This window comes from Collinsella aerofaciens, from assembly GCF_018785245.1.
GTDB classification, from domain to species: domain Bacteria; phylum Actinomycetota; class Coriobacteriia; order Coriobacteriales; family Coriobacteriaceae; genus Collinsella; species Collinsella aerofaciens_AD.
In genome coordinates this window covers 135,215-147,917 of record NZ_WQPL01000033.1, presented here as the reverse complement: position 1 = coordinate 147,917, position 12,703 = coordinate 135,215, and the positions used below count along the sequence as shown (strand labels likewise).

Genomic DNA, 12,703 nt, shown 5'->3' with positions numbered 1-12,703 from the left:
TTCAGATTCGACAAGGGGCGACCATTGTGCAATCGCAAGAAGATGACGGGGCGGAATGTCAATCCTGGTCTAACAGAGCCATCGACAATCGCCTGCTTCACGGCATCATCGTGACGCAGTGGGCCCCGGTGTCGGGCGCGACCCGAGTCATGGTCATCGACGACAAGGTCGCCGGCGACGAGGTCCTGAAGTCCACCATGAGGATGGCGCGCCCCGCGGGCATGGCCGTCTCGATCATCTCCGAGCAGACCGCGCTCAAGAACTTCGCGGCGGGCAAGTACGACCGCGAGAAGGTCTTTGTCATCGCCAAGGAGCCCGAGACGATCCTTCACCTGGTCGAGTCGGGCATCGAGCTCCCGTCGCTGATCGTCGGCGGCTCTCTTGTCAAGGAGGGCGGCGTCCAGCTCACCCAGCGCGCCTATGCCTCCGCCGAGAACGTCCAGAGCTACAAGGCGCTCATCGCCCGCGGCGTCAAGGTGACGGCACAGTTCGTGCCCGCCGACAAGCCCGTCTCCGTCGCCGACCTCATCTAAGGAGGGATCATGGTCAACTTCACTATCCTGCAGGTCGTCCTTTTGACCCTGCTGGCCTTCATCAAGCACGTGGACTACTACGGCATCCCGATGATCTTCGTCAACTATGCCGTCTTCTGGGGCCTCATCACCGGCGTCGTCATGGGCGACTGGAGGACCGGCCTTGTCATCGGCGGTACCATTCAGCTCATGCAGCTCGGCGTCGCGGGCTTCGGCGGCTCGTCGATTCCCGACTACGGCACGATGGCCATCATCGCCACCGCCTACGGCGTGACCCTGGGCGCGGACACGGGCCTCGCCATCGGCCTGCCGGTCGGCATGCTCGGCATCCAGCTCGACGTCATCGTCAAGATCCTCAACGGCTTCGTCGTCGAGAAGTCCCAGAAGTTCTGCGACGAGGGCAAGTTCAAGCAGATGAACGCCATCCTGTGGGTCTGCCCCGTGCTCTTCGGCCTGTGCGCCGCCCTGCCCGTCTTTGTCTCCGTGACCCTCGGCCAGCCCGCCGTCAACTGGCTCCTCGAGGTTATGCCCCAGTGGTTCCTTTCCGGTCTCACCCTCGCCGGCAAGATGCTCCCGGCCGTCGGCATCGCGATGCTGCTGCGTTACATGCCCACTGGCAAGTACTTCCAGTACCTGCTCGCCGGTTTCTTCCTCTCGGCCTTCCTGAACGTGCCCATCATCGGCGCCGCCATCGTCGGCGTTGCCCTCGCGATCGCGTTCTACCAGCGTGCCGAGAGGGACACCGAGCTCGCCGCCCACGCTTCCGCAGACGCCTTCATCGGAGAGGATGAGTAACCATGGAAAACGAGAACATCACCGCCGTCGCCGAGGGCAAGCCCTCCGGCTACAAGGTCACCAAGAAGGACCTGCGCAACGCGAACTGGCGCTGGCTCATGAGCGTGTGCACCTTCAACTACCAGACCCAGCAGGGCGCCTCAGTCGCCTACGCCCTCTCGCCGGTCCTGAGGAAGATCTACACGAACGACGAGGACTATAAGCAAGCGCTCAACAACCACTTCCGCTACTACAACACCCAGCCTTGGCTCGCCGCCATCATCCTCGGCGCCTGCGTGGCCATGGAGGAGCGTGACGGCCTCGCGGCGGCGGACGCCGTCCAAGACCTGAAGATCGGCACCATGGGACCGCTCGCCGGCGTCGGCGACTCCCTGCTCATGACCATGATCCCGACCATCATGGGCTCCATCGCCGCCTATATGGCCATCGAGGGCAACCCCGTGGGAGCCGGCATCTGGTTCGCGCTTATCCTGGCCATCTTCTGGGTCCGCATGCACGCCCTCGAGTTCGGCTACAAGCAGGGTGTGAAGCTCGTCACCGACTTCAGCGAGAAGCTTCCCAACCTCACTGCCGCCGCCTCCGTGCTCGGCCTCACCGTGGTCGGCTGCCTCATCGCCTCGGTCATCGGCGTTACCTGCCCGATTAGCTTCAGCTTCGGCGACGTCTCGATGGAGATTCAGCCGCTGCTCGACAAGATCCTGCCTGCCATGATCCCCGCCGCCATCACGGGAAGCGCGTACTACCTTCTTACCAAGAAGAATGCGAGCATGACGGCCCTCATCCTCGTGGTGATCGTCCTCGCGATGGTCGCCTCCGCCGCCGGCATCCTTGCCTAGCTTCGACCCAAGAGATTGGTGAATCAATGAGAAAGATAGTTGTGGCGAGCCATTCCCTTCTCGCCCAGGGCTTCAAGGACACCCTCGAGTTCCTTACGGGTAAGAGCGACGCCGTCAACGCCGTGTGCGCCTACGTGAACGACAACGGCGAGGGGCTCGACGCGGCGGTCGAGGCGGCTCTTTCGGGCACTGACGAGGTCGTCGTCCTCACCGACGCGCTCGGCGGCAGCGTGAACCAGCGCTTCTCCCGCTTCGCCTCCGACCGGATCCACGTGATTGCGGGTGTCAACCTCCCGCTCGCCATGACGGTCGTGCTCGCGCGCCCCGACGAGAAACTCGACTTCGACGCCCTCGTCAACGAGGCGCGCCAGCAGATCGTCTACGTGAACGGTGCCAGTTCCGCCGAGTGCGAAGACGACGAATAGAGGAGGTCGACGATGAGAGAGTTCCTTAAGGACGTGTGGATGCACGGCGGTGAGGAAAGCCGCGCCATCACCCCCGAGAACATCACAGGCGAGAAGGGCCGCGCCGCCATGTCGGCCAGCCACCTCGGCGTCGGCCGCAAGGGCTCGTGCTGCGTGCCCCTTGAGTCCGGCGAGACCATCACGCTCGCGGACATCGAGGGCCCCGGCATCATCCGCCACATCTGGATGACCGTCCCCGACAAGACCGCCGCCGGCAGCTTCGTCATGCGCGACCTTGTGCTGCGCTTCTACTGGGACGACGAGGAGACCCCCTCGGTCGAGTGCCCTGTCGGCGACTTCTTCTGCAACGGCTTCGGTGAGCGCGCCATCGTCAACTCGATGCCCATCTGCGTGAACCCGACGGGCGGCATGAACTGCTACTTCGAGATGCCCTTCAGGAAGCACGCCAAGGTCACGCTTACGAGCGAGCACCCCGGGTTCATTAAGTACATCTTCTACACGTTCAACTACGCGCTCACCGACGTGCCGGACGACGCCATGTACTTCCACGCCCGCTTTAACCGCGAGCGCAGCACTCGCAGGGGCGTCGACTACACCGTGCTCGACGGCGTGCGCGGCAAGGGCTACTACGTCGGCACCTACATGGCCCTGTGCGCCCTGGAGCGCTATTGGTGGGGCGAGGGCGAGATGAAGTTCTTCCTCGACGGCGACGAGGAGTTCCCCACGGTCACCTCGACGGGAGCCGAGGACTACTTCGGCGGTGCCTGGGCCTTCCTCGACAGGCCGCCCCACGCGCTGCCCGAGGCGCAGTGCTTCAACACGCTGTTCGCCGGCTACCCGTACCGCTCGACGCGCGACGCCACGCGCGACCGCTTCAGCGCGGGCAAGCCGAACCCGAACCCGATGCTCGCGACCAACGACGACGCGCTGCCCAGGCACGGCCTCTACAGGTGGCACCTTCCCGACCCGATCTCGTTCAAGGAGGACCTGCGCGTGACGTTCCAGGACCTCGGCAACGACGACATCAAGCTCTACGAGCGCGAGGACGACATCTCCACCGTCGCCTACTGGTACCAAAGCGAGCCGCACGCCGTGCTCGCCCCGTTTGCCGCAAGGCAGGACCGCGTGCCCAGGTAGGGTCGCCTCGAAACAAGCCAACGTTATGGGCGCCCGCGGTTGACCATGACTGCGGGCGTCCCTTTGTAAGGAGGATCACATGAGCGAAAAGCAAATGAGGCTCGGCGCCCTCGAGGCCGGCGGGACCAAGATGGTCTGTGCCGTGGTGTCCGGCGACGGCGAGGTCCTCGACCGTATGGAGACCCCGACGCTTACGCCCGCCGAGACCGTCCCGCAGATGATCGAGTGGTTCACCGTCCGTGATGTGGACGCGTTGGGTATCGGCGCCTTCGGCCCGACCTGCGTCGACCCCAACGACGAGCGCTACGGCTCCATCCTCCAGACGCCCAAGCTCGCGTGGCGAGGCCATGGTCTTCGCGCCGCGTTCGCCGACGCCCTCGGGATTCCGGTGGCCTACGACACGGACGTGAACGTTGCCTGCCTCGGCGAAGTGGTCTTCGGCTGCTGCAAGGGGCTCGAGGACGCCGTCTACGTGACCATCGGCACCGGCGTGGGCGCGGGCGTCATGTGCGCGGGCAGGCTCCTTCACGGCATGCTGCACCCCGAGGCCGGCCACATGCTGGTAAGGACCCGTCCCACCGAGGAGGGACGCTGCGTCTGCCCGAGCCACGCGAGCTGTCTCGAGGGCCTCGCCTCCGGCCCCGCCATTGCCGCGCGCTGGGGAAAGCCCGCGGCCGAGCTCGCGGACAACGATGAGGTGTGGGCGCTCGAGGGGGATTATCTGGGGCAGATGTGCGCGAACCTCGTGCTCATGTACTCGCCTCGCCGCATCGTCCTCGGCGGCGGCGTGATGCACCAGGAGCAGCTCTACGGCATCGTCCGCAAGAAAACCCTCGAATATCTGGGTGGCTACATCCAGACCGCCGAGCTTAAGGACATGGAGCGCTACATCTGCGCCCCGGGCTGCGGCGGCGACCAAGGAATCCTCGGCGCGGCCGAGCTGGCAAGCAGGGCGCTCGCGTAACTTGCGCTCTCTCCGCCATACAACGCGTTAAGAAAAGACGAGCGCTTCTTGCCAATTGGGCGGCAAGAAGCGCTCGTCTTTTGCATTTTTGTCTCTCAAAATCTTATTTTCACGATTTGCATTTTCATCCCGTTGTCACCGACCCTTGCGAGAAACCGGAAAAAGCCGCTGACAGAAGGGTCTCTCAAATCGTTATAACCCAGCATATAGCCGCGACTTGTGACCTGCAGACGGCTGTCCCACGTGCCGATTTCCTTGGCGGCATCCGAAACCGCAAAATATGCCCCCACATCCTTGATTTTTGCAGTCTTAAGCCATGTTTTTGCGATCATCTTTACTGCTGTCCGATTGGCAGCATCAAAGACCAGCACACCGCCGGGGAAAGCGTCCGCCATCTCCCGCACCAGTTCCCGGACCTGCTGGGTCAGAAAGTAATAGAACACCCCGGAGGCAAAGAACACCGCCCCGCCGGAGGCATCGATTTTGCTAAACCATGTGGTGTCTTTCAGGTCGCAGGGGATATTTTGTTCTCGATCCCCGGCGGGCAGTAGCTGCTGTCGCAAGGCAATCACATCCGGGAAGTCCAGATTGTAAATCTTGCATCTTCCGTTGTCGCAGGTTCTGCCGGTGTTGTCCAGTCCGCAGCCCAGATTGACCACCGCCGCATTGGGGTGGCCTTTCAGGTAATCCTGTACCTCGAAAGCAAGATCACCCTGCCGCATGGCCACCTCCAGCGCACCAAAACGCTGCATCAGGCTGCGGGAGCTTTTCGCTGCCTCTGAAAAGTCGTAGTCGATTTGGTCGAGCAGACGAACCGCTGTTTCATCCCTATAAAGGTTCGGGTACAGCTCCGTACACAGCTTCCGGGAATACAGCGGGAGGATCAGCGTCTCCTGAACGGTGTTTTTCTCAATTTTACATTTCATAGGTTTCTTCCTCAGTGAATAAAAACTGTCATAATTGCCGCCAGCACAGCCGCTATGACCGTCATGCCTATCGCCATGTGCAGGATGGATGCAAAAACACCCGTGCTTGATGCCCTTACTTCCGCGCCGTGACGCAGAGCCACTTTTTCTTTTTGCGTATCTGCACCTCGTGAAAACCCGCCTGCTCCAGACAAGCTTTTAATTCAATGTCCTTGTAGATGGTCATGCCGCCGATGATCTGCGTCCACCTCTCGTCCTTGTCCGTATCGCCATTGCTCTCGTTGCAGATAAGAATTGTCCCGCCTGGCTTCAGCGTCCGCCAGACCTCACGGAAGCATCGGGGCAAATCGGGCCAATAATAGACGGTCTCAAAGGCCGTGACTGCATCGAAGTAGCTATCCTCAAACGCCATATCCGCCACACTGCCTTGCAGAACGGCGCAACGCCCCTCCTGAATTGCAGTTCGGTTGAGCTTTCTGGCCTTCTCCACGCTGACGGGCGAATAGTCGATGCCCTTGACGACGCCATGCGGGCATTTTTTCAGCAGCCGTTTTATGCCCGCCCCGCCGCCGCAGCCGCAATCCAGCACCTTGGCATTTGGTGCAAGTCGTAGAAATCGAAGTCCCCACCGCGCCACAGGGCTGTGGCCCAGATTCATCATGGCAACCATTAGTTTTCCGCTGAGGCCCACGGGCTTGCGGGTGTTTTCAAAGAACGACATCTGGCCCCTCCGATTTCGTGCATTCCGCATAGGTCAACGGGAACGAGGCCTTCAGCACCGCGCTTTTCCGCACCGCCCAGCCGTTTTGATGCAGGAAACGTAGGTATTCCTCGCTTGTCCACTTGCTGTGGAGGGGGAATCCTGCAATACTCATGAAAAAGGCTTTTGCCTTGCCGGAAACCGAGCTCCCCGCGTGGGTGAAGGTTGGCGCGATGAGCACGCCGTCGTCCTTCAGCACCCGCCTGATTTCTTGCAGGGCCTTTTCCGGATGCGGCACTATGTGAAGCGCGTTGGACGCGATCACCACATCAAAGGACTTCTGTGCATAGGGCAGGCGGAACATATCTTGTACGGAAAAGTGCAGCTTTGCGGATTTATTGTCCCGCTTTGCTTCAAGGATCATCTTTGCAGAAGCGTCCGTAGCCTCGATGTGCGCCGCCGCATTTACGATGCTCTTTGCGATAAGCCCCGTGCCGGTAGCAACTTCCAGTACGGTTTTTGCTTTCACCACCGGCCAGATCAGCTCATACATCTTCTCATACGCCGTCCGGTCCTTTCGCATGAAACGGTCGTACCGACCGGCATTCTTGTCCCAGAAGCCCTTGCGTTCGTGCATTGCTATCGCCCCCAAATAGTTAGAGACATCTAACTATAACATACGAATCATGCAGTAAGTCCTTGTGTCCGTTCATGAGGGGCTCGGAGTGGAACGGGATGTTGGGGAGGTCAGCCCTGGCAAGCTTGACCTCATAGCCCTTGACCGCTTCGGCGATGCTGTCTGCCTGGTCGTGGAAGACGAGTGTGAGCAGGTAGTAGCGAGCCTTGCCGCCGCCGAATAACGCGTTGGTCGATGCGATGGGCCTCACCTGGCTCCTGCTAATGCTTTTGGTCATGGTCGTCCTCGAGCTCCTCTCGTCTCGAGGTTCCCTCGCGTGCCCGGCCGCGGGCGGCTCCCGGGGCGGTCGCCGCCGTCATTTCCTCCCGCTCCTCGACTCGATGTAGGCGTCCACTGACGCCCTCGAAACCAGGAGCTTCCTTCCGAGCCTGTACGAGTTGATCTCGCCCGACCAGATGAGGTTGTATGCCTTGTTTCGGCTCGCCCTCATGTACTCCTGCATCTCGATCACCGTCATCCATTCGTCCCGATCTTGGCTTCCCTCGGGCGCGGCGCATTCGGCTGTGCATGCCATGGTTCCTCCAATCTTCCCGTGCGGCACCGCGCGAGGACACCGCACGACACCGTGTGCCTTTTCGTCTGCGCGACGATTGAACCGCCTGATGGCGATTAGTGAGCACGGCGCGAGTGGAGATGGGTCGAGGTGGGTCGAGCTGGCCGGGCCTTCACGAAACGGCCATGAGCCGCACGCCTTAGCAGGCAGCTAAGTCCCTGAAAAGTAAAAGGCGCCCATGCGGGCGCCTGCCTAGTAGCTGGAGTTGTTCGGTTGTGGTTGGAATGCTTCTCTTCCGCGGTGCTGTCGTCCAGGGTCCGGCATCTGTCGTTCGCCTCTTTTGTCGTGTTTGGTGTTGCGTGTTCTGCGAGTGGCTTTGCGCAGGTTTTTTCAGCCCGTTGTCCCAGGTGCACACGGGTAAATGGTACCCATCCGTTGGGACGCGGCCTATTGAAAGAGGTGATTGTGCGACAAGGAGATAGACGAGCGGCAGCTCGTCGGCTCCCGAGATAGGCCGCGAAACGTCTGTAGGAGTCCTCTGACAGGCAGTGCTCTATGCGGCAGGCCTCCGCCGAGGCGGTCTCGGCGTCCACGCCTGACTCGACGAGCAGCCGCTCGAAGAAGCGATGACGTTCGAGCGTCGCCGATGCGGCGCGCTCGCCCTCCTCTGTAAGGCGCACGTCATGGCCGAACATGCGGACGAGGACGGCAGCGCCGAGGTCCGAGAGCGCCTTGGTGACGCCCATACGCTCCGCGATGTCGACATTGCGGCAGAACCCGCGCTCGGTGCGGATGACGAGGATTGCCTCGTCATCCGCGTCTGCTCATCTGCCCGTCAGAACATTGTCGGCACCGCTCCCGTCGGCGGGAGCGGTCCACGACGAGCTTTCCTGCTGGAGCCTCCACAGCCTCGCGTACAGTCCGTCTTCGGCAAGCAGCGTCTTGTGGTTCCCCTCCTCCGCCACGCGCCCGTCGTCGAGAACGACGATCTTATCCGCATTGGCGACGGTTCTCATTCGATGGGCGATGACGACTACCGTTTTGCCTGCGCACAGGGTTCCGACCGCTCCCTGGATAAGCGTCTCGTTCTCGGGGTCGAGCGAGGCGGTCGCCTCGTCGAGGAGCACCACGGGCGCGTCTTTCAGAAGGGCCCTCGCAATGGAGAGGCGCTGACGCTCCCCGCCCGAGAGAGAGGCGCCGTTCTCGCCCAGCATCGTGTCGAACCCCTGGGGAAGCTTCTCGATGAACTCCAGGCAGTGCGCCGTCCTTGCAGCCTCGGCCACCTCTTCGTCAGAAGCTCCCTCGCGACCAATCCGGATGTTGTTCGCGACCGTGTCGTCGAAAAGAATCACGTCCTGGAAGACTATGGAGACGTGCGCGAGCCACGATTCCTCGGAGAACCCGGCGATGTCCTTGCCCGAGCAGAGGATCCTGCCGCTGTCAGGCTCCCAGAATTTCGCCGCCAGCTGGGCGCAGGTCGACTTGCCCGAGCCGCTCGGCCCGACAAGGGCGGTGACTTTTCCTTCCTGCGCGTCGAAGCTGATGCCGTGGAGGACTTCCTCGTCGCCGTACCCGAACCGGACGTTTTGGAAAGACAGGCTATGGCCGGAGACATCCGCCGGGGCAGAGCCCTTCGCTTCAGGCTCGTCCATGACCGCCTTGATCCGGGCTGTCTTGGTCGACAGGTTGAGAAGGTTAGGCAGCTGGGACACAAGGGCGAGAATGGGGCTGTACACACGCGAAACGATGAGCAGGAACATGAGCAGAACCATGAAGTCAACGCCGCCGGAAGCGAGAAGCATCGCGCCGGCGCAGGCGGTCAGCCCGACTCCAGAGCGAAGGATGGCGCTCGCAAGGGAGACGGAGACGTCGACGGCGAGCTCGACCCGCATCGTCACCCTCTTGAGCTCGAGCATCGCCTGCTCCATGGCGGCGGAGTCCTTGCCCACCGCCCTGCAGGCCCTTATGTCCTTGATGCCCTCGAGGTAGTCCTGCACGCGCGCCAGCGCATCCAGGCGGACGCGGTTCTGCCTTTCGAAAAGGCGCGACTGATGGCGTCGGCTCAAGGCGATGACCCCCGCCGAAAGCGGAAGCGTGACCATAACGCAGCAGGCGAGCCTCCAATCGAAGAATGCCAACATCACGCAGATGACCACGGTCGACACGATTCCAGCGATGAGCTGCGGGAGCGTCGAGGAGAGCATGGACTCCTGTGCCGTCACGTCCCCCATGATGCGGTCGGCAACGTCGGTCGTGTCCCGGCGGTTGAAGAAGCTCATGGGCAGCTTCCTCAGGTGGTCGGCGAGGCGCAAGCGGGTGCCTTCGGACTCGGTGTACGCGGCCACGTAGGTTTTCTCGTAGTCGTTTCTCGAAGCGACGAAGACCACCGCCATCCCCGCAAGCCCCACGGCGAAGATAGCCCAGAGCGTGGCGGCGTCGAACGGCTCGCCCGCAAGGGTCCCTACGAGAGCCGCGAACGCCGCGACCGTGCAGACGAAGGGGATCATGAGCGCCAGATCGCTCAAGGTGCACGCGAGGGCCGAGCGCTTGAGTCCGGCGTAGCCCTCGCCGGAAAGGTTGAACGCCCTCTGAAGCCATGGCGCCCTGCCGTTCGACGGCTTGCCGGATTTCTCCGCAGGGTCGTGCTCGCCGGCGGAAGCATCCTGCGCCACATGCGGGGCGGCCGCTTCGGAGGATTGGGCTTCGTCGCCGCCCGGAGCTGATTCGACGCCCCATTCGACCGCCTCAGTGTACTGGCTCCACATCTTCGCGTATGTCCCTGATGTGGCGAGGAGCTCTTCATGGGTGCCCTCCTCGACTTTGCGCCCGCCGTCAAGCACGACTATCTTGTCGGCGCCGACGACGGTGGAGAGCCTGTGGGCGATCATGATCACGGTCTTGCCGGCCATGAGCCTCTCGAATGCCTTCTGGATCAAATGCTCGTTCTCGGGGTCAGAGAACGCGGTCGCCTCGTCCAGCACCACGATGGGCGCGTCCGAGATGATCGAGCGCGCGATGGCTATCCGCTGCTGCTCTCCACCGGACAGGTGCACGCCCTCGGAGCCTATTACCGTGGCGTAGCCGTGGGGAAGGCTGTTGATGAACGCGTCCGCCTGGGCGGCCTTCGCGGCCTCGACCACCTCGTCGTCGGTCGCCCCCGGCTTGCCGCGCCTGATGTTGTCCGCGATGCTCTCGCGGAACAGGTGGGAATCCTGGAACACCAGGCTGAGGCTGCCCATCAATTCGTCCTGGCCCATCTCGCGGACGTTTACGCCGCCGACGAGAACCTGGCCCGAATCGACGTCCCAGAAGCGTGCAACGAGGTTCGCCAGCGTCGATTTGCCCGAGCCGCTCGGCCCCACGACCGCGCATACCGTGCCGGCGGGGATTTCCAGCGAGACGTCGCGCAACGCCGGCTCCGCTTCGTCCTCGTAGGAGAAAGTTACGCCCCGAAGGGACACCGAGGCGTCCTTCGGGGTTTTCGGCGCCTCGGGATAAGAGAGCTCCTCGATGCCGAGCACCGAGTCGATGCGGTCGATGTTCGCCTGGGCGAGCATCCCGTCCTCGCTCACGTAGAGAATCTTCGCGAACACGCTCGATATCGAATGCACGAACAGGAGGTAGAAGACGAGCGAGAGCACGAACGTCGGCCAGTCCTGCGCGCCCGGGGCGAGGAGTATGCCGACGGGCAGGACGAACAGGTACGCGTTGTTGATGATCGCCGTGAAGCCCGGCATGGAGTTCCGGAAGAAGAGCGTGACGTCGAGGGAAAGCCCCGTGTAGTCCTTGATCGCGTCTGCGAGCCGCTTGAACGATCTCGCCGTCTGGCCGAAGGCCTTCACGACGCGCATGCCGCGAACGTACTCAACAGCGGCGTTGCCCATCTGCTCTTTCACTTCCTGGTAGCGCCCCATGCTCGCCATGACGCGCTTGTCGGCGTAGCCGGAGAACTGAACGATGCATGCGACGGCGACCGCCGCCAACGTGGCGACGCCGAAGCGCCAGTCGAAGACGAAAAGCAGCGCCACCAAGACGACGGGCGCTGCAGCGGTGGCCGCCAGGTCCGGGACGGAGTGGCCGATGAACTGCTCGATTCCGCCGACGCTCTCGTCCATGACCTTCGAGATCCTGCCTGTGCCGAGCCTGGCGACGTGCCCGAGGGGGATTCGCCCGAGGTGGGCGGCGATCCCGAGCTTCGTGCGGTACTGCGCGTCGAATGCCGCGGCGTGGGAGCACAGAAGCGCGGCAAGATAGCACCCCACGTCAACGACTATGCCCGCCACCGCCAAGCCCGCGTAGCCTGTCATCGCCGAAACGTCGACGGCGGCCAGGTTCGGATAGACCCCGACCGCATCCCTGATCATGAAGTAGATCGCCACGTATGGGACGAAGGACGCCGCCGCGGATAGGACCGCCAGCGCCATGGAGGCGAACACGAGGGGCTTTCTTCTCCCCGCAAACTGCAGGCAGCGGGAAAGGGCCCCCGGCTTCCTTCCTTTGCTTTCCTTGCTCATCAAATACCTCTTCTCTCATATTACTTTGAAAAAGGGCGCTAGGCGATTCCCGCGCGCTCGAAGTGCTTCTTGAACACCGCCCGTCCGACCAGCGAGCCGATGATGCCGCCCGCGAAGGTCACGACCGCGATGATCGCGAACGTCTCGGGGGTCACCGTGGACAGAAGGGCTTCCATGTAGGCCGGGTCGATGCTGTTGGACCCCATCAGCTCGCGGTAGTAGTCCTGGGAGGCGAACATGGGGACGAAAAGGCCCGCCGCCCAGCAGGTCTCGAAAAGCGCGTATCCCACGGCGACGCCCGCGAACCTCCCGTACCCGAGCGCTTTCCGCACCAGCTCGGAGACGACGCCGCCGACGGCGAGGCCGAGCGCAACGGGCCACCCCGACCCGATGACGAAGACGATTACGGCGAAGACGAGGGCCATGATCAGCGAGGTTCCCGCGCGCGGCACGCGCGTATGCATGTAGACCCAGACGATCCCGGCGGGTATCGCTGCGATGGCGCAGCAGCCGCAGTACGCCACGACGCTCATGGAGGTGATTCCCACGACGAGCATGCTCACCACCATGAACAGCAGGGAGAAGACGCCGAGGGCTATGAGGTCCCTGGAGCTGAGGCTGCCGCTTTCCTTCCGTTTTACTTTTGCTGCCATTTCCAAATCCTTTCTTCCGTAGGAATCCCT

Annotated in this window: 14 protein-coding genes; 6 read left to right on the top strand and 8 right to left on the bottom strand. The window is 62.5% G+C overall.

Going from position 1 to position 12,703, the window contains the following annotated elements; all coding sequences use genetic code 11:
* The 6 genes from GPK39_RS07975 to GPK39_RS07950 all read left to right on the top strand — a co-directional run.
* Window positions 1–533, top strand: a 533-nt coding sequence (locus GPK39_RS07975) for a PTS sugar transporter subunit IIB (protein WP_215674877.1), incomplete at its 5' end; no start/stop codon positions are given.
* Window positions 534–542: 9 nt separating this feature from the next.
* A complete protein-coding gene (locus tag GPK39_RS07970) occupies window positions 543–1,328 on the top strand; it encodes a PTS mannose/fructose/sorbose/N-acetylgalactosamine transporter subunit IIC (RefSeq protein WP_195361405.1) in 786 nt (261 codons plus the stop codon).
* A gap of 2 nt (window positions 1,329–1,330) precedes the next feature.
* The gene (locus GPK39_RS07965; protein WP_117680463.1) at window positions 1,331–2,164 is read left to right on the top strand and encodes a PTS system mannose/fructose/sorbose family transporter subunit IID; all 834 of its coding nucleotides are present in this window, start codon (window positions 1,331–1,333) and stop codon (window positions 2,162–2,164) included.
* 26 nt (window positions 2,165–2,190) lie between these two features.
* A complete protein-coding gene (locus GPK39_RS07960) occupies window positions 2,191–2,589 on the top strand; it encodes a PTS sugar transporter subunit IIA (RefSeq protein ID WP_215674875.1) in 399 nt (132 codons plus the stop codon).
* Window positions 2,590–2,601: 12 nt separating this feature from the next.
* Window positions 2,602–3,726 carry a glycoside hydrolase family 172 protein gene (locus GPK39_RS07955; RefSeq protein ID WP_172676343.1) on the top strand — a complete coding sequence of 375 codons (1,125 nt, stop codon included), beginning with the start codon at window positions 2,602–2,604 and terminating at the stop codon, window positions 3,724–3,726.
* A 79-nt stretch (window positions 3,727–3,805) separates the two neighbouring features.
* On the top strand, window positions 3,806–4,690 hold the full coding sequence (locus GPK39_RS07950) for an ROK family protein (protein WP_215674873.1): 885 nt from the start codon (window positions 3,806–3,808) through the stop codon (window positions 4,688–4,690).
* A gap of 95 nt (window positions 4,691–4,785) precedes the next feature.
* Here GPK39_RS07950 and GPK39_RS07945 read toward each other — a convergent pair whose 3' ends face one another.
* From GPK39_RS07945 to GPK39_RS07910, 8 genes are all read right to left on the bottom strand, one after another.
* On the bottom strand, window positions 4,786–5,616 hold the full coding sequence (locus GPK39_RS07945; RefSeq protein WP_215674871.1) for a class I SAM-dependent methyltransferase: 831 nt from the start codon (window positions 5,614–5,616) through the stop codon (window positions 4,786–4,788).
* Between the two features lie 115 nt (window positions 5,617–5,731).
* Window positions 5,732–6,337, bottom strand: coding sequence for a class I SAM-dependent methyltransferase (locus tag GPK39_RS07940; protein WP_215674869.1), 606 nt, complete (start codon window positions 6,335–6,337; stop codon window positions 5,732–5,734).
* The gene (locus GPK39_RS07935; protein ID WP_215674867.1) at window positions 6,324–6,953 is read right to left on the bottom strand and encodes a class I SAM-dependent methyltransferase; all 630 of its coding nucleotides are present in this window, start codon (window positions 6,951–6,953) and stop codon (window positions 6,324–6,326) included. Before GPK39_RS07935 ends, GPK39_RS07940 begins: the two co-directional genes overlap by 14 nt.
* A gap of 19 nt (window positions 6,954–6,972) precedes the next feature.
* On the bottom strand, window positions 6,973–7,203 hold the full coding sequence (locus tag GPK39_RS07930) for a hypothetical protein (protein WP_215674865.1): 231 nt from the start codon (window positions 7,201–7,203) through the stop codon (window positions 6,973–6,975).
* Between the two features lie 105 nt (window positions 7,204–7,308).
* Window positions 7,309–7,470, bottom strand: a complete 162-nt coding sequence (locus GPK39_RS07925) for a helix-turn-helix domain-containing protein (RefSeq protein WP_252204807.1) — start codon at window positions 7,468–7,470, stop codon at window positions 7,309–7,311.
* A gap of 152 nt (window positions 7,471–7,622) precedes the next feature.
* The gene (locus GPK39_RS09830; protein ID WP_423237418.1) at window positions 7,623–8,201 is read right to left on the bottom strand and encodes a metal-dependent transcriptional regulator; all 579 of its coding nucleotides are present in this window, start codon (window positions 8,199–8,201) and stop codon (window positions 7,623–7,625) included.
* Between the two features lie 129 nt (window positions 8,202–8,330).
* Window positions 8,331–12,020 (bottom strand): ABC transporter ATP-binding protein, encoded by a 3,690-nt coding sequence (locus GPK39_RS07915; protein WP_215674859.1) that lies wholly within the window; start codon window positions 12,018–12,020, stop codon window positions 8,331–8,333.
* Window positions 12,021–12,058: 38 nt separating this feature from the next.
* A complete protein-coding gene (locus GPK39_RS07910) occupies window positions 12,059–12,673 on the bottom strand; it encodes an MptD family putative ECF transporter S component (protein ID WP_215674857.1) in 615 nt (204 codons plus the stop codon).
* Window positions 12,674–12,703 lie beyond the last annotated feature (30 nt).

What these genes read in the sequence shown, in the direction of transcription:
- GPK39_RS07970 (WP_195361405.1), top strand. Translation starts at nt 543, where the DNA reads ATGGTCAACTTCACTATCCTGCAGGTCGTCCTTTTGACCCTGCTGGCC.
- GPK39_RS07965 (WP_117680463.1), top strand. Translation starts at nt 1,331, where the DNA reads ATGGAAAACGAGAACATCACCGCCGTCGCCGAGGGCAAGCCCTCCGGC.
- GPK39_RS07960 (WP_215674875.1), top strand. Translation starts at nt 2,191, where the DNA reads ATGAGAAAGATAGTTGTGGCGAGCCATTCCCTTCTCGCCCAGGGCTTC.
- GPK39_RS07955 (WP_172676343.1), top strand. Translation starts at nt 2,602, where the DNA reads ATGAGAGAGTTCCTTAAGGACGTGTGGATGCACGGCGGTGAGGAAAGC.
- GPK39_RS07950 (WP_215674873.1), top strand. Translation starts at nt 3,806, where the DNA reads ATGAGCGAAAAGCAAATGAGGCTCGGCGCCCTCGAGGCCGGCGGGACC.
- GPK39_RS07945 (WP_215674871.1), bottom strand. Translation starts at nt 5,616, where the DNA reads ATGAAATGTAAAATTGAGAAAAACACCGTTCAGGAGACGCTGATCCTC.
- GPK39_RS07940 (WP_215674869.1), bottom strand. Translation starts at nt 6,337, where the DNA reads ATGTCGTTCTTTGAAAACACCCGCAAGCCCGTGGGCCTCAGCGGAAAA.
- GPK39_RS07935 (WP_215674867.1), bottom strand. Translation starts at nt 6,953, where the DNA reads ATGCACGAACGCAAGGGCTTCTGGGACAAGAATGCCGGTCGGTACGAC.
- GPK39_RS07925 (WP_252204807.1), bottom strand. Translation starts at nt 7,470, where the DNA reads ATGACGGTGATCGAGATGCAGGAGTACATGAGGGCGAGCCGAAACAAG.
- GPK39_RS09830 (WP_423237418.1), bottom strand. Translation starts at nt 8,201, where the DNA reads ATGTTCGGCCATGACGTGCGCCTTACAGAGGAGGGCGAGCGCGCCGCA.
- GPK39_RS07915 (WP_215674859.1), bottom strand. Translation starts at nt 12,020, where the DNA reads ATGAGCAAGGAAAGCAAAGGAAGGAAGCCGGGGGCCCTTTCCCGCTGC.
- GPK39_RS07910 (WP_215674857.1), bottom strand. Translation starts at nt 12,673, where the DNA reads ATGGCAGCAAAAGTAAAACGGAAGGAAAGCGGCAGCCTCAGCTCCAGG.